The 18046-nt window shown below is 70.6% G+C and carries 12 protein-coding genes and 3 pseudogenes (1 of these 15 cut by a window edge); 9 read left to right on the top strand and 6 right to left on the bottom strand.

The annotated features are described in order from the left end of the window. Window positions 1–179: 179 nt before the first annotated feature. A pseudogene (locus tag YWW_RS38155) lies at window positions 180–581 on the top strand (cellulose binding domain-containing protein); the annotation flags it as partial. Then, window positions 555–1676 carry a PQQ-dependent sugar dehydrogenase gene (locus tag YWW_RS32860; protein ID WP_342673594.1) on the top strand — a complete coding sequence of 374 codons (1122 nt, stop codon included), beginning with the start codon at window positions 555–557 and terminating at the stop codon, window positions 1674–1676. The pseudogene YWW_RS38155 and the gene YWW_RS32860, both read left to right, overlap by 27 nt. A 155-nt stretch (window positions 1677–1831) precedes the next feature. On the opposite strand, the gene YWW_RS0124655 is transcribed toward YWW_RS32860, so the two are convergent. After that, window positions 1832–3451 (bottom strand): multicopper oxidase family protein, encoded by a 1620-nt coding sequence (locus tag YWW_RS0124655; protein ID WP_026932175.1) that lies wholly within the window; start codon window positions 3449–3451, stop codon window positions 1832–1834. Further along, window positions 3444–3884, bottom strand: a complete 441-nt coding sequence (locus YWW_RS0124650) for a hypothetical protein (protein WP_211228687.1) — start codon at window positions 3882–3884, stop codon at window positions 3444–3446. The genes YWW_RS0124655 and YWW_RS0124650 overlap by 8 nt, the downstream gene beginning before the upstream one ends. An 85-nt stretch (window positions 3885–3969) precedes the next feature. Between YWW_RS0124650 and YWW_RS0124645 the strand changes: the two genes are divergently transcribed. Further along, on the top strand, window positions 3970–4848 hold the full coding sequence (locus tag YWW_RS0124645; RefSeq protein WP_026932173.1) for a LysR family transcriptional regulator: 879 nt from the start codon (window positions 3970–3972) through the stop codon (window positions 4846–4848). On the opposite strand, the pseudogene YWW_RS0124640 reads toward YWW_RS0124645, so the two are convergent. Both YWW_RS0124640 and YWW_RS32855 read right to left on the bottom strand, forming a co-directional pair. After that, window positions 4844–5149: pseudogene (locus tag YWW_RS0124640) on the bottom strand (NAD(P)-binding protein); the annotation flags it as partial. The gene YWW_RS0124645 and the pseudogene YWW_RS0124640 overlap by 5 nt on opposite strands. Next, window positions 5146–5649, bottom strand: a complete 504-nt coding sequence (locus YWW_RS32855; protein WP_155830395.1) for a TetR/AcrR family transcriptional regulator — start codon at window positions 5647–5649, stop codon at window positions 5146–5148. The gene YWW_RS32855 and the pseudogene YWW_RS0124640, both read right to left, overlap by 4 nt. A gap of 51 nt (window positions 5650–5700) precedes the next feature. Here YWW_RS32855 and YWW_RS32850 point away from each other — a divergent pair, with 51 nt between their 5' ends. After that, window positions 5701–7305 carry an FAD-dependent monooxygenase gene (locus YWW_RS32850; protein WP_051326274.1) on the top strand — a complete coding sequence of 535 codons (1605 nt, stop codon included), beginning with the start codon at window positions 5701–5703 and terminating at the stop codon, window positions 7303–7305. Window positions 7306–8212: 907 nt separating this feature from the next. Continuing rightward, entirely contained in the window at window positions 8213–9409 is a 1197-nt protein-coding gene (locus tag YWW_RS0124625; RefSeq protein ID WP_026932171.1) for an LppU/SCO3897 family protein, read from the top strand. Between the two features lie 108 nt (window positions 9410–9517). Here the strand turns inward: YWW_RS0124625 and YWW_RS0124620 are convergent, their stop codons facing one another. Both YWW_RS0124620 and YWW_RS0124615 read right to left on the bottom strand, forming a co-directional pair. Beyond that, on the bottom strand, window positions 9518–11233 hold the full coding sequence (locus YWW_RS0124620; protein ID WP_155830394.1) for an asparagine synthase-related protein: 1716 nt from the start codon (window positions 11231–11233) through the stop codon (window positions 9518–9520). 172 nt (window positions 11234–11405) lie between these two features. Continuing rightward, on the bottom strand, window positions 11406–11678 hold the full coding sequence (locus YWW_RS0124615; protein ID WP_026932169.1) for a DUF2277 domain-containing protein: 273 nt from the start codon (window positions 11676–11678) through the stop codon (window positions 11406–11408). Between the two features lie 318 nt (window positions 11679–11996). Here YWW_RS0124615 and YWW_RS32845 point away from each other — a divergent pair, with 318 nt between their 5' ends. The 4 genes and pseudogenes from YWW_RS32845 to eccCb all read left to right on the top strand — a co-directional run. Then, a complete protein-coding gene (locus tag YWW_RS32845; protein ID WP_051326273.1) occupies window positions 11997–13145 on the top strand; it encodes a hypothetical protein in 1149 nt (382 codons plus the stop codon). A 174-nt stretch (window positions 13146–13319) separates the two neighbouring features. Further along, entirely contained in the window at window positions 13320–13751 is a 432-nt protein-coding gene (locus tag YWW_RS0124605) for a hypothetical protein (protein ID WP_026932168.1), read from the top strand. Window positions 13752–13865: 114 nt separating this feature from the next. Then, entirely contained in the window at window positions 13866–14222 is a 357-nt protein-coding gene (locus YWW_RS0124600; protein ID WP_155830393.1) for a hypothetical protein, read from the top strand. Further along, a pseudogene (eccCb, locus tag YWW_RS32840) lies at window positions 14219–18046 on the top strand (type VII secretion protein EccCb); it runs 546 nt beyond the window's last position. The gene YWW_RS0124600 and the pseudogene eccCb overlap by 4 nt, the downstream one beginning before the upstream one ends.

The following is an 18046-nucleotide window of genomic DNA, read 5'->3' as shown; positions in this document are numbered from 1 at the left end:
TCGAACCACCGGCCGTTCCGCGTCCCGTCGAGACCTGCCGCACGGCCCGCAGTCTCCCATTGCAGGGCCTGGGGCATGCCTCACGCCAGACGCCAGTGGCATCGATTATTATCGATGTAAGAGACCACATCTGCCACTGGGTCGGGACCGTGCGCGCCCGACCGGAGGAGGGCCGTCACATGGAAGCCACGCGAGGTCGTCCGAGGCGGCTCACCGCTGTCGTCGCCGCATCCGGGGCGCTCGTCGCCGGCGCGATCGCGGTGGTCGCGGCGAACCCGGCGCACGCCGCGGCCTGCGAGTCGATCGAATACGCCGTCGTCAACGACTGGGGCGGCGGGCACCAGGTCACGGTCTCGCTCACCACCGGAACCGAAGGCGTGGACGGCTGGACCCTCTCGTTCGACCTGCCCGACGGGGCGGCGGTGCAAAGCGCCTGGAATGTCGACTGGAGCCAGACCGGGCCGGCCTTCACCGGGTCCGATGTCGGCTGGAACGCCGCCGTCGCGGCCGGGCAGAGCAGGGAGCTGTTCGGCATGATCGTCTCCGGGGGCGCCGTGCAGCCCGAGTCGTTCACGCTCAACGGCGTCGAATGCGGCGACGAGGGCGAGGAACCCAGTGAGACCCCGACCGAGGACCCGGGCCCGGTCGATGCGGGCCTGGTGCAGGTGGCCAGCGGATCGACGCCCACGGCCGGGACGGTCGGACCGGACGGGGCGATCTGGATCGCCAACCGGACCGGCACGGTCCAGGTCCTCGGCGACGACGGCTTGAGCGACCCGGTCCTCGACATCAGCGACGAGACCACCACCGAGGGCGAGAGGGGCCTGCTCGGCATCGCCTTCGACCCGAGCTTCGAGCACTTCTACATCTCGTACACGGACCTGAACGGCGACACCGCCATCGAAGAGTTCGCCGTGCAGGGCGGCCAGATCCAGCTCGACACCCGCCGGACCGTCCTCACTCAGGAGCAGCCGTTCTCCAACCACAACGGCGGCCACATCGCGTTCGGGCCCGACGGGATGCTCTACATCGGGCTCGGCGACGGCGGCGGCTCCTTCGACCCGAACGACAACGCGCAGGACCTGGGGACGCTGCTGGGCAAACTGCTCCGCATCGATCCCTCCGGCGCCGAGCCGTACGCGATCCCGCCCGACAATCCGTTCGTCGGCGATCCGGACGCCCGGGGCGAGATCTGGGCTTACGGACTGCGCAACCCCTGGCGGTTCTCGTGGGACGCCGCGACCGGCGACCTCTACATCGGCGATGTGGGGCAGAACGAGCGCGAGGAGATCGACTTCGCGCCCGCCTCCAGCACCGGCGGTGAGAACTACGGTTGGGCCCGTATGGAAGGCACCCTTCCCGTCTCAGGCCAGGAGCCGGCGGACCACCGGCCGCCGTGGTTCGAATTCGACCACTCCGAGGGGGCGTGCTCGGTCACCGGCGGGTTCGTCTACCGCGGCAGCGCGATCCCCGAACTGCAAGGGGCGTATGTGTTCAGCGATTTCTGCCTCGGCATCGTGCGGGCGCGGGAGATCGAGGGCGGCACCGTGGGAGACGAAGTCGAGTTCAGCGGCCGCATCGGTGTCGGATCGATCGTGTCGTTCGTGGAGGGCCCGGACGGTGAGCTGTACGTCCTGAGCCTCGGCGGCGCGATCCTCCGCCTCGACCCCCTGTGAGGGCGTGAGCGGGAGCGGCGGCTTCACCGAGGTCCGGTCCTCGGTGAAGCCCACCACCGCTCACCCGCGCCCGCATCGCCGAGACCGTCCTCGAGCGGGCGCTCGTGTCGAACCCTCGTCACGTCGGCGCCCGGGGGCTTCGGTGACCGGCGCGTTCAGACGATCTCGAGGTTCGCCATCATGCCCATGTCCTCGTGTTCGGCGTTGTGGCAGTGGAAGAGGTAGCGGCCCCGGTAGCCGTCGAAGCGGGTGATGATCTCCGCCGACTCGCCCGGCCGCAGAGAGACGGTGTCCTTCAGACCCGCGTCGTGCGGCAGCGGCTCGCCCCCGCCGCGCGAGAGGATCCGGAAGCCGACCAGGTGCACGTGGACCGGGTGGTGGACGTCGGCGATGAGCCGCCAGACCTCGACGTCGCCGAAGCGGGCGGTGACGTCGGCGCGGCCGGGATCGAACGGTAGGCCGTCGATGAGCCAGCCGTGGTGCTTGTCCGGATCGAAGTCGCGGATCATGGCCCCCACCGAGCCGTCCCAGTCGAGGCGTCCGGCCCGGAACGCGAGGTCGCGGACCACGGCCGCCTCCGAGCGGTCCCATTCGGGCAGGTCGTCGGCGAGCGTCTCGGGGACCGCGGCGCTCGTCCCTTCGCGCACCACGTCGAACCGCATGACGTCGGCGGTGCGGCCGGTGCCGAGGCGGTTGGACAGCCGCACCCGCGAGCCGATCGGGAGGCCGCCGAAGTCGACCAGGAGGTCGTAGCGTTCGGCGGGGGCGATCGGGAGGCGGTCGTGGCGCACCGGGGCCGCCAGCAGCCCCTGGTCGGCGCCGATCTGGACGAGCGGGAGGATCTCGCCGCCGTCGGTGACGGCCTCGAGTTCGTAGTGCCTCGCGTTGGAGGCGTTGAGGACCCGGAGGCGGTACAGTCCGGTGTCGACCTCGTGGGCGGGCCAGGGCGCGCCGTTGACGAGGACCACGTCGCCGAGGACGCCCGCGAGGTAGGGCTTCTCGACGCCGGGCTCACCGGTCAGCGTCGGGTCGAGCGAGGGGTAGGCCAGCTGCCCGTCGGCGTCGAAGGCGCGGTCGGCGATCATCAGCGGCACCTCGTGGTCGCCGCCCGGCAGGCCGAGGGCGTCCTCGACGTCGTCGCGCACGAAGTGCATCCCCGCCAGGCCCCGCCAGACCGCCGGCGCGGTGAAGTCCATCCGGTGGTCGTGGTACCACAGCATCGTCGCGCGCTGGTCGAGCGGGAATCCGTACTCGCGCTGCACGTTCGTCACCACCGCGCGGTCGTCGGCCATGCCGTGGCCGACGTGTCCGCTGTGTTCGGACCATTCCCCGGGGAGCACCAGGTCGGTCGGGTACCCGTCGGAGGCGGCCGGGGTCCGCCCGCCGTGGAGGTGCACCACCGTCGGCACCGGCAGCTCGTTGCGGTGCAGCACGGTCGTCTGGACCCCGCGCCGCGACTCGATCGTGGGCCCGGGGAACGAGCCTTCGTACGTCCACAGGCGAGTCGAGAATCCCGGCAGGATCTCCGCCTCGACCTCGCGCTGCGCGATCTCGTACCGGTCCCCCTCGGCCGTCGACTCGACGGGCGCGAGCACCGGCGGGATCGGCAGCGGCACCGAGAACGCCTCGGGCAGCGGCACCTCGCTGCGCAGTTCGGCCCCGGTCGCGGCCGGGCGGCGCGCCCAGCCGGCCGACAGCGCCAGGCCGCCGACCGTCACGGCGCCGAGCCCCGCGCCGATCCCGAGCATCCGCCGCCGTGAGATCCCCTCAGTCATCGGAGCCCGCCTTCCGGCGGCGCGGCAGCGGCCGCGCCCACACCGCCGCGAACATCCCGGCGAGCCCCGCGACCACTGCCACGCCCAAGGGGAGGTGCAGCCACAGCGCCCCGTCGAGGCCGGCGAAGTACTGCACGCCCTCCCCGACGTTCAACGCGAGCGACGCCGCGAAGGGCCACGCCCGGCGCACCCGGATCCAGACCGCGACCGCGGCGGCGATCTGCGCGGTGCCGAGGTACGAGGTGACATCGGCGCCGATCACGTGCCATGAGAGCCCGTCGAAGTCGCCGCTGAGGTACACCCCGGCGAACACCGGCTGGGCGAAGCCCGCGATCAGGTGCGCGGTCACCACCGCGCGCAGCACCCAGCCGCTGACGGCCGTCCGGGGCCGGGCATCGGGCGGGCTCTCGGCCACGGTCGGTTGTCGTTCCATGAAGCCCAGATTATGACTGTGCGGTTACGGCAACAAAGACCAATATCGCTATGCTGTTATAACTCTGCCGGTATGGGAGGACATCATGGACCTGAACGCGCTGCGCCAGTTCCTCGCGGTCGCCCGCCATGAGCACCTCAGCCGGGCGGCGGCGGAGCTGCGCGTCGCTCAGCCCGCGCTGAGCAGGACCGTCGCCCGCCTGGAGGCCGAGCTCGGGACGCCCTTGTTCGACCGCGCGGGGCGGTTGCGGCTCAACGAATCCGGCGCGGTCTTCAGGGACCACGTCGAACGCGCCCTCGGCGCGCTGGAGGCGGGTCGCCGGGCGGTGGCGGAGGCCGCGAGCGGCGGCGCGGGCAGCGTGCGGCTCGCCTCGGAGACCTTCCTGCCCATCACCGGCCCGCTCGCCGCGTTCAAGGCCGCCCACCCCGAGGTCGAGATCCGGCTCCACCAGATGGCGCCCGGCGAGATGGGGCGGGCCCTGCGCGCCCAGGAGGTCGACCTCTGCCTGGCCTCGCAGCCGGTCAGCGCCCCGCGCCTCGCCTCGGTCGTGGTCCACGTGGAGCGGGTCTGGCTCGCCACCCCGCCGGACCACCGCTTCGCAGGGGCACCGCGGGTGCCGATCGACGACCTCGCCGACGAGCCGTTCGTCATCACAGGGTCCGGCCAGTGGCAGCGCCGCCTTCTCGACCGGCTCTTCGCCGACCGCAACCTCGAACCGCGCGTCATCTGCGAGACCGACGAGACCGCCGCCACCTACATGCTCGTCAGCGCCGGGCTCGGCCTGAGCCTGTTCCCCGCCATCGCCCGCGAGGCCCTCCCCGACCCGGGCGTCGCATGGGCGGGCGTCGACGACCCGCACTGCAACCGCACGCTCAGCCTCCACTGGGTGAACGACGACCGGATGCCCGCCGCGGTCCGCCTCATGCGCTCGCAGATCACCGACTGGGACTGGGACCTCGCCTGAGACCTCGTGCGCGGTCGCCGTCGAGGGCCTTGGAGAAGAGCGAGTAGTCGACGCTGACAGTGGTGCGGCCGCGGTCGTCGACATAGCGGAACTTCTTGACGGGACTGGCGTATCGGCGGAGCTCGTCGCCGAGGCCCATCAGGTTCAGGGCCTCGTATCCAGGGCCGAAGAAATCGATCATGCAGCCCTGGGCACGGGGGCCGGGGGCGTGGTCGACGAGGTGGGCGTCCCAGCCGTGGTGGTGGAGGCGGTGGGCGAGGGCGAGGCCGGCGATGCCGGCGCCGCAGATGACGGCCTTCATCGGTCTGCTCCGTTCCGGGTTTCGATGATTCGGTGCAGGACCGGCGCGAGTCGGGCGGCCGACAGCCGCGCGTCGAGGCCTTTGTGGAGGAGGAGGGCGGCCATGACGAGGATCGCGGTCGCCTCGGGGGCGGGGTGGCCCGAGCGGGAGAGCACCGCGGTGAGCTCGGCGCGGAGCTCGGCCATGAGGTCGTATATCTGGTCGCGCAGGACCGGGTCGCGGGTGGCGGCGAGGTAGGCCTCGATGAAGAGCAAGGAGGCCGGATCGGTGCCGGTGCAGCGGTCGACGTCGGCCGGCATCGCCTCGACGGCCCGGGCCGGGTCCGGGGCGGCGGCGAGGAGGGCGGCGGTGCCTTCCGCCATCGGCCGCATCGCCTCCACCACCGCCTGCCGCAACAGCGCCTGAAGCGATTCGAAGTGGTAGTGCACCAGGCCGGAGCGGATGTCGGCCCGTTCGGCGTGCGTCGTCGGAGCCGTGTTGACAAGTGGGCGATCGCCCATTAATAATGGGCAAGCGGTCACTCATTGGCCGCTGTGAAGGAGCGGATGTCCATGGAACCCCCAGTAACGACCGATGTCCTCATCGCCGGCGCCGGACCGGTGGGCCTCACGCTGGCGTGCGACCTCGCCCGCCGGGGCGTGGACGTGCGAATCATCGACCGCGCCGCCGCTCACCCGGTCGGCACGCGGGCTCGGGGCGTCCGCGCCCGGACGCAGGAGGTGTTCGAGGACCTCGGCGTGCTCGACCGTCTGACCGAGCACGCCGAGGCGCCGCTGCCCACGCGCTTCTACGACGCCGACGGGAACGTGGTGCGCGAGGCGGTGATGTACGACGCGCCCCCGATCCCGGGAGCGCCCTACCCCGGCAGCCTGATGGTGGGGCAGCAGTGCACCGAGGCGGCTCTGCGCGAACGGCTCGCGTCCCTCGGACCCCGGGTCGAGCTCGGCCGCGAACTGATCGACCTCGCCCAGGACCGCGACCAGGTCACGGCGACCGTCCGAAGCGGCGGGCGCCGCGACGACCTCCGGGCCCGGTACCTGGTCGGCTGCGACGGCGGCGGCAGCACCGTGCGCAGACTGGCGGGAATCAGCTTCCTGGGCGAGACATGGGAGCGGCAGCGGATGCTGTTCGGCAACCTCCGCGTCGACGGCCTGGACGACTCGGTCGCGCACATGTGGGCGCAAGGTCCCGGCGGGATGCTGACCCTGGCGCCGATGCCCAAGAGCGGCACCTGGTTCTTCACCGCGCCCCTGCCCGAAGGCGGCGGCCGGGTCCCGTCCTCGGTGTCGGTCGAGACCTTCGCCGCCATCTTCGCCGAGCGCGTCGGGCTGCCGGGGGTGCGGTTCTCCGACCCGGTCTACCTGTCGGCGTACCAGGTCAACATCCGCATGGTGGACCGCTACCGGGACGGCCGCGTCCTCCTGGCGGGGGATGCCGCCCATGTGCACACGCCCGCCGGCGGCCAGGGCATGAACACCGGTGTGCAGGACGCCTACAACCTCGGCTGGAAACTCGCGTACGCGCTGCGCGGCGCCCCTGAGGCGCTCTTGGACACCTACGAGGAGGAGCGCCTGCCGATCGCCGAGCACGTGCTCGCCTCCACCACCGCCCGAGGCCGCCACTGGAGCGGTTCGGACACCGCGCGCGTGGCCGAACGCATCGTCGGCACGTTCCAAGGCCGGGACCCGTTCAGCGATGTCAGCCAGTTGAGCATCGCCTACCGAGGCAGCGGCCTGGCCCGCGACCTGGACGAGGCGCTCGGCATCCGCGCCGGCGACCGCGCCCCGGACGCCTCCTGCACCGACCCGGCGACCGGAGCGGACGTGCGGCTGTTCGACCTGTTCCGCGGCCCGCATTTCACCCTGCTCGTCTTCGGCTCCCGCCCCGCGCCGCGAGTGGACGAGAGCCGATTCGGCGAAGTCCGCACCCACCGCATCCTCGCAGGGCCGCTCCACGGCGACAACGCGCATGCGCTTCTCGACGCCACCGGGGAAGCGCACAAGCTCTACGGTGTCGACCGTGACGGACTCGTGCTGATCCGACCCGACGGCCACATCGCCCTCACCGGCGGCGCCTGGGACGACCGGTCCGTCTCCGCCTACCTGCGGTTCGCCTTCGGACGGCTGCGGCCGCAGCCGAATACGGCACTCGGATGACCGCGTTCACCTCCGATCGATCCCGGACGCCAGTAATTGTGACCACGGTCACGATATCGTTCAGACGGTTTCACCCTCGTCCGATCGACCGAGCCGGGGCCCGCCCCGCAATCGGACCAATCGGCCCATCTGCGGCGCGAAACGGGGACGGACGGCTCGCTCGACACCATAGGACCACTACCCGACAGTCGAGGAATACGCATACAACGCGATGCGAAGCGCTCCCAAACGTACAAGTTACCACCTGGTAACTGAATTTGACCTGCGAAAAGACCTCCTCTTATAGTTGCGCAAAGCCGCAAGGGCTTCGTGAGGCGCACCCGGACATCCGGCACGGCCTCGGCGTCGAAGGCCTGCGGGACCCGCGAGAACGCCGACGGCCTTCCCGCGAGGCCCGGTCTCATGTGCATAATGATTCAGCCGACGAAGGGCGACTTCTCTTTCCGTTGTGGCAAAACCGGTTTCGGTGACATAGGCCAGTGGGGACACAGCAGCGGTAAGGCCGGATCTCGATAGTGCAAAACAGGGATGCGAAATGATCTCCCCGCGCCGCGGGGAAATCGGAGAGCATGCAATCGCGGATGACACAGCCGCGCCCTCATGGCAGCGCTTCCGGCCGACAGGAAGCGGTGGTGTGGCAGGTTCGCGCAGACGGGTTCAACTCCCGTCCATACCGCGGAACGGCGCGCAGGCGACAAGGAGGCCGTCAGCGGCAGCCCGCTGAAGTTCTACCGCTCGCGGGTGGCGGCCCCGGCCCGGATGACCGGCCTGACCGGCGGCCGCCGCAATCGCCTTGCGTGACCGGAAGCCGCTGGTACCGCTGCGACACTCGGCTTCGTCGGCAGAGGCCCGCGGGGCCGCCGGTCGGCGACTGCGAGGATTTGCGTCGACCTGACAGAATCGCATCATGGACCCCAATTCCTCCTACGACCCGGGCGCTGGCCTCCCCCCGAACCACGGCCCCGACTACGACCCGAACGGCGCGCCGGCAGACGCCGGCGCGGGCTACGTGCCGGGCCAGACCCCGGCGCACCCCGACCCCGGCGCCGCTCCCGGCTACGGCCCGAACCCGGCTCCCGCCATGGGGTACGCCCCGGGCCCGGAGACGAGCCACAACATCGGGTACCCGCCGCCCCCGCCCGGCCAGGGGCCCTACCCGGGCGCGGGGCCGTACCAGGGCGGCGCCCCCGGGATGCCGCCGCAGTACGCGCCCGTGCCGCCGCGGGGCTCGGGGATACCGGTCGCCGGCTGGGTCGGGATCGTCCTCGGGGCGGTGCTGGTGATCGGCTTGGGGGTCACCGGTCTCGTCTTCATCCTGGACCGTTCCGACGCTCCGGAGAGCACCGCCTTGGACACCGGCGCCGACTCCGGCACCACGAGCGACGCTGCCGGCTCCGATCCGACCGAAGCGGCCGTGGCGGACCCGGTGGCGGACGCCGTGGTCGGCGACTGCTTCTACGACTACGGCGACGAGACCACCCCGGACCTGGAGGCGACCGCCTGCGGGGCGGGGACCTTCGAGGCGGTCGACATCATCGAGGGCACCACCGACCTGACGGCCTGCGACGGCGTGGCCGCCGTCGACACCGCGGTCACCTCGACCGGTGCCGACCGCGTGCTGTGCCTGAGCTACACCGCGATCGCAGGCGACGACGCGTACCACGCCCAGGTCGACGACTGCGTCTACGGCTCCTCCACTCCGAGCAGCCCGTGGAACATCATCGACTGCCAGGACGGGGCGTTCAAGGTCATCGAACGGCTCGAAGACGAGTCCAGCACCAGCGCGTGCAGCGATTCGACCTACTACATCTACGGCGTCGCCTACTCCACCGGGCAGTCCTATCTGGATGTGACGCTGTGCCTTCAGATGATCTACGCCAGCGGCGACGCCGCGTACGCCGAGATCGACGACTGCCTGTCCATGAACTCCGACTACACGTACTTCGAGTTCGTGTCCGACTGCGACGACGGCAACGTCTACGTCACCGGCCGCACCAATGAGCTCGTCGACGGCGAAAGCTGGTGCAACGGCTGGGGCTGGGCCTACGAGGAGGTCACCGACTTCCCTGAACTCTCCTACACGATCTGCTGGGGGTACCTGTAGCCCCGGCGGTGGTCGTTTCGGGACGCGTCGGCCCCGCCTGAGGCGCTCGGGCGGGGCCATGGGAGTCGCGCCGGTCCCGTGCCCGGGCAAGGCGGTATCGGGCGCGACTCAACGCGCGGCGCGGTCCATGGGGAAGTCCTCGAGCACCAGCTTCGATCGGTAGTGCTGCAGCCAGTCCGCGAACAGGCTCGCCCACGTCAACATCTTGAACTTCCTCCTCCTGGCACTCCCCGGGCCCCGGAGGGCCGCGTCGAGCATTGCCTCCCGGCCTTCCGGTGAGAACAGGCCCATGACGATCTCACAGGAGCGGACGTGGTCGGTGAGCACCTTGAGGCTCTCGGGGCTGGTCTGACGTCGCGCTCCGGCGGGAGCGAGCGGCCGGCCGTCATTGGTCGAGGGCAGGGCCGCGATCCGCGGGTCGGCGGCTTCGACCATGCGGCGATAGAACTCGCCGTTCACCTTGGAACTCAAGGGGACGCGCACCGCGGCCTTCAGGACGTCGGGATGCAGGAACGGCAGCTCGACATTGATCTCGGGCCCCAGGACCCACAACGGCGACGATGCGATCGAACGGGCGGCGCGCGTGTGCAGCTTGCCGAGCGTCACGGCCGCGGAATGCCCCGCGAAGGGCGCCACGGCGGCTTTGAACGCGTCCCGGTTGATGTCGATGAACGAATCCGCGACCGCCGGGCGGAGCAGGTCGTCGGCCCGGAGCCGGCCGTCCTCGAGCCCTTCCCACAACCACTGCCGCTGGAGCTCGGGATCACGCTCGTCGACCAGCGCGTCCGAGACGAACGAGGCCTTGAACAGAACGTCGCCCGCGAGACCGTCCAGCAGCGGGGCGCCGTCGCGGTGCAGTGCCCTGGCCAGCGGCATGAGCCAGGTGTGGTGGACCGTCTGGAACTCGACCCGGCGACGGACGGCCGCGTGTTCGCTCACCCACGCGCCCGCGTCGGGAATCAGCACATGATGCTTCATGCCCAGAGCCTCGGCCACCGGTCCGGCGTATTCGACGTCGTGGTCTCGGCCGTCATCGGGGCTGGTGGTCCAGGCCCGCATGCGCGAATGCCGCCGCCGCGCCAGAATGCCGAGCAGTCGCGAGTCCCAACCGCCGCTGAGGGCGATGACGGTCCGCCTGGTGGACCGCAGCGAGCCCGCCACCGCGTCGACCGCGTCCGCGGCCCCGAAGGCGGGATCGAGCTCCTCGGCCATCCACGAGGGCTCGAACGACTCCAGTGACAGCCTGCCGTCGCGCAGGACCCAGGCGTTGGCGGCCCGGAGGCGGCGGATCTCCGCGAACGGCGTGTCCTCGCCGATGGGGGCGGTGAGCGCCAGGGTCGAGGCCCAGGCTCCCCAGTTGATGCCGAGCCGCGCATCGTCCATGTCGACCAGCGGTTCCATCCGGCCGGCGAAGTAGACCGCGTCACCGATCCGGCGGTAGTAGAGGTCCTGCATCCCCAGTGCGTCGGCGTGGAGGGCGACGTACGCCTCGTTGATCTCGGCACCGGCCGACATCCACCCCTCGGAGGCGTCGCGCCAATGGCGCGGAGGAGGTCCGCTCGCAAGGGCTCCCCAGCGGTGTCCGACACTGCCGGTCGCTCGCCACCGGTCGGTGCGACCGGAACCGAACAGGACGAAGTCGTCCCGCCCGACGAAGGCGGAGAGGGCCGTCGGGGCGTGCTCGGTCAATCCCGCGACCAGCGGCGGAGTCCAGTTTCCGATCGCTCCGCACACGAAGGGGCGGGCGCGGTATCGGATACCGGATTCGCCGTCTTCCGAGGCGTTCATCGCGGACGAGCCCACCCGAATTTGAGGGAGTCTCACGGACTTGATGGTACGGGTACCGCTGCGCAACGGGACTGCACATGCGCCTCACAGGCCGACGCGACCGCAACCGGGCAGCCCGCCGAGCTCCCCTTCGCGGACGGTCATGGCCGTCCGGCGAACCCCGCCGCCGTCTCGATCGGCCGGTCGCGGACCACGACGGTCGGCGGCGTCACCCCTTGCCGTAGCGCTCGGCCGCGCGCGCCTTCGCCTTGGCCGCCTCGACCTCCCGGTCGCGCGGCGGCGCCTTGGTCACCAGGGAGTCCAACAGCTCCTGGGTGGCCGCGGCGACCGCGGCCACCGCCCGATCGAAGGCCTCCTGGTTGGCCTGCGACGGCTTCGACGAGCCGCTGACCTTGCGGACGTACTGGAGCGCCGCCGCGGCGACTTCGTCGCTCGTGGCGGGCGGTTCGAGGTTGAACAGGGTTTGAATGCTGCGACACATGCCTCTAGGATCGCACGGCGCCGAACTGACCGCGGCGACCGCCGAGTCGACGGCCTGACGGCGCGGCCTCCTCCCCCGCCGAGGGCCGGATCGTGACCTGAGACCGCGCGACGGTCGGGCTTGAACGGCGCTTTCCTCCCCGTCGAACAGCCGCTGCGCCGGCAAGGGCTCGCGAATCACCCGCGCAGGGGAGCCGGTTCGCTCACGAGGGTGACCGCGCGGCGGTCCGGCGGGTCGAAGCTGGAGCGATCGAACGACGGATCGTCCGCGGTTCTCCCGCGGAGAACGGGCGCGGACTCGGCGACGGAGGCCTGTGGCATGCGGAGAAGTGCGGTTCACGACGGGAGCGCGAAGCATCGCGGGGAGCGATCGCCGGCCTGGCGGTCGGGCTGGCCGCGGTGGTCCGCCCACGCGGCGGCCGCCTGGTCGCTGGCCTACGGCGCGCTCGGCCTCTACTGGGCGCTCGGAGGTGCCGGTTTTCCGTTCGGGCGCGAAAACGACCCGGAGGCCGACTACTCGATTCTGGCCGGCGCCGACGTGGAGACCACGGCACCGGTGATCGCCCTCCTCGGGCTGCTCGGCGCCGCCGTGGGGGTCGTGATGGCCAAGGCGGTCGGCCGCGGTCTCGCCCGAATGGCGGTGATGGCCTTCGCATGGGCGGCGGCGCTGACGCTGACCGTGGTGGTCACCGATCTCCGGCTGCTGATGCTGGTCACCCGGATACTGGTCGCTCCGGTGTTCGTGTTCACGGGGGTGCCCGGAGGGGGCAGCGTCGCCGACTTCTTTCCGTGGCCGCGGCTGCATCTGCTCGTCATGGTGGGAGGCGGTCTGCTGTGGGGCTTGGCCGCGCTCGCCTACGGGCGGCGCACCGGACAGGCCTGTGCGAACTGCGGCCGCGACGGGACGGTCGCGCGGTGGACCGCCCCGCGGCAGGCTCTGCGTTGGGGCCGGTGGGCCGTGGCCGTGGCCGCCGGTGTTCCCGCCGTCTACGCGCTCTCCAGGCTCGCGATGGCCGCTGGCAGCCCGCTGGGGATTCCACAGGAGTTCTATGACGAGATGGAGGGCTCCGGGGTGATCGTCGGCGATCTGCTGATGGCCTCGATGGCGATCGGCGGCGCGGTCCTCACCGTGGGGCTGGTCCGGCGGTGGGGCGAGGTCTTCCCGCGGTGGATCTGGTTCGCGGCCGGACGACCGGTGCCGCCGTCGTTCGCGCTGATTCCGGCGGCGATCGTCTCGGTCTTCATCACCGCGGCGGGCGTCGGCGAGGTCCGCTCGCTGCTGCTCGACGGCATCGACACTCAGGCGTGGGGGATCACGGGCCCAATGGTGCTGTGGCCATTGTGGGGCCCCGCTCTGGGCGCCGCCGCCTACGCCTACCATTTGCGTCGGCGCGCTCCATGTCGGCACTGCGGACAAGGCGAGCCGGTCACCTCTGTTCTGCGTTCTCCCGCCGGGCAGGGGAGCTGACGGCGCCCGAGCGTTCGCGAATGCCCATTGCGGGGCTTCGCGTTCGAGTGCGGCGTCGAACGGCTCGGCGAAGGCGCCGCCGGACGGCGGGCCTGCCGGACCAGCGGGCGAGCACCGGCATCCGTCAGAACGCGTATCCGGGAATAGCGGCACGGGCGCACAACGCTGAAGCCCATGGTTGAGAAGAGAACTCGAGCGCCCCGGACCCCCGCCCGATGGGCGGCCTGTGGCGGGCTGCTGCTGTGCGCGGCGGGCGTCGCCGTCCTCTGGCTGTCGGGAGTCGAATTCCCGGTCGCGCTCCCGTCGGGCGGCGAGAACACGGATTCCAGTTCCCGCTCGGAGATCGTCTTTCTCCTGATCGGCACGCTGTTCGTCGCGTTCGCCCCATGGCGCTGGGCACCGCTCGTCGGCGCGCTGCTCGGAGCGGCCTTCACCATAGGATTCGCCGCCACGCCGGCCGGAATCGAGAACCTGTTCGGCGGCGAGGGGGCAGGGGTCGCCGCCGCTCAGGGCGTCCAACTGCTCGGCGCGCTCGCGGCACTGCTCGCCGGTATCGCCGCGACGCGGGCCGGCTACGCCCGCGTCACCCGGACGAGCGGCTCATAGTCGTCGTCCACGCGAGTGTCCTCCGCGGTACCCGCCGCACCTGCTTGTCGGTGATAATGGCATGCAGTCCCCCTTCAGGAGGTTTCGCCGATGGCAGACGAAGTGATCATCTCGATGACCGCGGCCGACGGGCAATCGGCATCGAGCCTGGACCGCTGGTGCCGTGAGATCGAGGCCGACCTGCGGTCGGTGCGAGGGGCGTCGGTGCGAACGGCGCAGACCGCCGCCGCTTCAGAGGGCGCCAAATCCGGTGCGGCCCTCCAGATCGGGACCTTGGTCGTCTCGGGCCTGCTGTCCGCGGCGGCGTTGAAGGCGATCGCCGATGTCGTGATCGCCGCTCTGCAACGGTCGTCAGCCGGTTCGGTCACCGTGCGAAGGGCCGACCGCGAAATCGTCATGGAGGGCCTGCCGCCGAAGGACGTCAAGCAGGCAGCCACCGAGATCCTCAAGGTGCTCGAAGAGGGCGCATGAGCCGACGAGCACTGCTGGTGGCGAACGACAGTTACCGCGACCCTGCCCTCAACGGACTGATCTCCCCCGAGACGGACGCCGTCGAGCTCGCCGAAGTGCTCAGGGACTCCCGGATCGGCGGTTTCGAGATCGATGACGACGACGTCCTGGTCAACGAGTCCAAACCGACCGTCGAACAGGCCATCGAACGGCTCTTCTCCGAGGCTCGCCCCGATGACCTGGTGCTGCTGTACTTCTCCGGGCACGGCGTGCGGAGCAGGCGGCGCCGACTGCATTTCGCGGTCCCGAAGACGAATGTCGGCTCAGGGCTGGCGTCCACCTCGATCTCGGCGTCGTTCGTCAAGGAGTGCATGGCCGACAGCGACGCCGAGTCGATCGTGGTGCTCCTGGACTGCTGCTACTCCGGCCTGTTCGCCGAGGACGGGATCAAGGCGGCTCCGCAGCCGGACATCGGCAGGGAGCTGGAGGAACTGGCCTCGGGGCGCGGGGTCTTCATCCTCACCGCGACCGACGCCGTGCAGGAGGCGCTGGACGGCGCCGTCGATTCCTCCGGTTCTCCGGGGCAGTCGGTCTTCACCTCCACCGTGGTGCACGGCTTGCGCACCGGCAAGGCCGACGGCGGCGACGACGGTGTGATCACCACGACGGACCTGTGGGAGTACGTCAGCCGAGAGGTGCCGAAGCGCACCGGGCGCCAGACGCCCACGCAGGTCGGGCGGCTCGAAGAGCCGATCCCGCTGGCGCGGGTGCAGTCCAAGGCTCCCCGCCTCCATCTGGACAGCGGCTCGCGCTTGTGCCTGGGCAGCCTCACCGGCGAGCTCGAGATGACCGTCGAGCACGGGCTCCGCGCGACCTCCTGGGAGGGTTCGGGGCACCTCATCGTGCCTCTCGGTCAGGTCGTGGCGCGCGGTGAACGCGGGGAGACCATGCCGGTGAGCCTGGACAGGATGGGCGGCCATCTGCTGGCGGTCGGGAGGATGGGCAGCGGCAAGAGCACCCTGCTGCGCACCCTCGCCTGCTCCCTCGCTCTGACGCACAGCCCGCACGAGCTTCAGCTCGAGTTCCTCGAATCGGGCGCCAACAAGCTCGGTTCACTGCAAGGGCTGCCGCACGTGCGGGGTGTCGTCGGCGACGACGAACCCGAGTCGGCGATGGCCGTGCTGGAGCGGACTCACGAGATCGTCAAGCAGCGCAAACGGCTGTTCCGCGAATACGGCCTGGTCTCCGCCGAGCACTTCCGCAGCCACCGGGTGTCCCTCCCGGGAGGGCCTCATCCGGATCTGGTCGTCTTCATCGACCAGTGGTCCGATTTCGCCGGCGCCATCCCGAAGTTCGCGGCCAGGATCGAGAGCCTGGCGAACGTCGGCCGCGAGTTCGGGGTGCATCTCGCGGTGGCCACCCGCAGGCCCGACGACCTGGCGCAGCGGCTTCGCGAGCTGTTCTCCTCCTATGTAGAGCTTCACCTCGCCGACCCTGAGCACTCGCTGATCGACCCGGATCTGGCGCGGCGCCTTCCGGAGTCGGAACCGGGCTGGGCGCTGTCGGGCCGCACGCGGTTCCGGGTGTCGCAGCCGTTCCTCAAAGAGGACTCGGCCGACGATCAGCCCTTCACCGACGGCGCCTCGGAGATCGTCGATCTGGTCTCGCGGTGCTGGGCGGAGGTCGAACCGCCGGAGTTCGTCCCCTGGCCGGATGCCGAGCCCTCTGGTGCCTCTGTGAGCGAGCCGGTTCCGGAGCGGGTCGGTCCGCTCGACCAGTCCGTCGGCCTCGGCGCGATCCTGGGATTCGGAGTGGATACGTTCACGCCGCGCAGTCATTGGCGTGAGAAGCCGATCGAGGACTACCTGAAGGCCCCGATCGGACTGGGCGCGGACGGGTCGATCGTCGGCATCGACTTCAAGGAGGCCGCCGTCGGCGGCATGGGCCCGCACGGCCTGCTCATCGGCGCCACCGGCTCCGGCAAGTCGGAGGTGCTGCGCACCATCGTCGGCGCTCTCGCCGCCACGCACTCCTCCGAGGAGCTCAACTTCGTCTTCGTCGACTTCAAGGGCGGCGCGACCTTCGCTTCGCTCGACAAGTTGCCGCACGTCTCGGCGGTCATCACGAACCTGGCCGACGAGATCGAACTGGTCGACCGCATGGCCGATGCCCTCGGAGGCGAGCTGGTGCGGCGCCAAGAAGAGCTGCGCCGCGCCGGGAACTTCACCAACCGGTGGGAGTACGAGCGGGCCCGCGCCGCGGGGCAGCCGCTCGATCCGATGCCGACGCTGCTGGTCATCGCCGACGAGTTCTCCGAGATGCTCGTGGCCAAGCCCGAGTTCATCAACCTGTTCCTCCAGATCGGCCGTATCGGCCGCTCGATCGGCGTGCACATGCTGCTGGCCTCGCAGCGTCTCGAGGAGGGCAAGCTCAAGGGCCTGGACACCTTCCTGTCCTACCGGGTGGCGCTGCGGACCTTCTCGGCGCAGGAGTCGCGCACCGTCATCGGCTCCGGCGCGGCCTACGAGCTGCCGCAGCAGCCGGGCCACGGCTATCTCAAGGTCGGCACCGAGGACCTGGTGCGCTTCCGCGCCGCCTACGTCGGCGGCGCGATCACCGACCGGAATGATCTTCAATCGCCGCCACCGAACGAACTGGACGTCCTGGTCTCGAGGTCCGTCGGGGTGGGCCGCCCGGCCCACCAGGTGTGGCTGCCGCCGCTGGACGAGCCGCCCACGCTCGACCAGTTGCTCCCGCGGATGGAGGTCGACCCGGTCCGGGGCCTGAGACCGATAATGGGCTTCGCGCTCAACGGGGAGCTCAATGCCGTACTCGGCGACGAGGACCGGCCGTTCGAGCAGCGACGCAGTCCGTTCATCGTCGACCTCTCCGGCGCGCAGGGCAATACGGCGATCGTCGGCGGGGCCCAGTCGGGCAAGTCGACGATGCTGCGGACCATGATCGGCTCGCTGGCGCTGACGCACACCCCGCGCGAGGTGCAGTTCTACTGCCTCGACTTCGGCGGCGGCACGCTGCGCGGCATCGAGGAGCTCCCGCACGTCGCCGGCGTCTTCGGCCGCCAGGAAGANGAGGGCGTGCGGCGCACGATCCAGGAGGTCACCACGATCCTGGACGAGCGCGAGGCGTTCTTCACCGCCAACAAGATCGACTCCATGGCGACCTACCGGCGCATGAAGGCCGACGGGCGCTTCGCCGAGGACCCCTACGGCGACATCTTCCTGGTCATCGACAACTGGATGACCCTGCGCGAGGACTNCGAGCCGTTCGTGGACAAGGTCCGCGCGATCGGCAACCGGGGTCTGGCCTACGGCGTCCATGTGATCGTGACGGCCACCCGGTGGGGCGACATCCGCATGAACATGCGCGACATGTTCGGCCTGAAGCTGGAGCTGAAGCTCTCGGACAACATGGAGTCCGAGATCGACCGCAAGAAGGCCGCGAACGTCCCGAAGAACCGGCCCGGCCGCGGCCTGTCGNNCNANAANCTGCACNTNCTNGCNGGCGTGCCGCGCATCGACGGNATCAGGGACGGNGACNACCTNNCNCCNGGNGTCGAGGACTTCGTCAAGAAGGTGAAGCAGGCCTGGCGAGCGGCGCCGTGCCCGCCGGTGCGGCTGCTGCCGCGCGAGCTCAAGGTCGCGGACTTCCTGCACGCCGTGGACCGCTCCAAGCCGGGCATCCCGATCGGCCTCAACGAGGCCGGCCTCAAGCCCGTCTACCTGGACTTCCAGGCCGAGCCGCACCTGCTGGTCCTCGGCGACTCGGAGTGCGGCAAGACGAACCTGCTGCGGCACATCGNCNNNCAGATCCANGCGNNNNACACG

Source organism: Glycomyces tenuis DSM 44171 (assembly GCF_000427885.1).
Lineage (GTDB): Bacteria > Actinomycetota > Actinomycetes > Mycobacteriales > Micromonosporaceae > Glycomyces > Glycomyces tenuis.
This window is presented reverse-complemented; position numbering and strand designations above follow the sequence as displayed.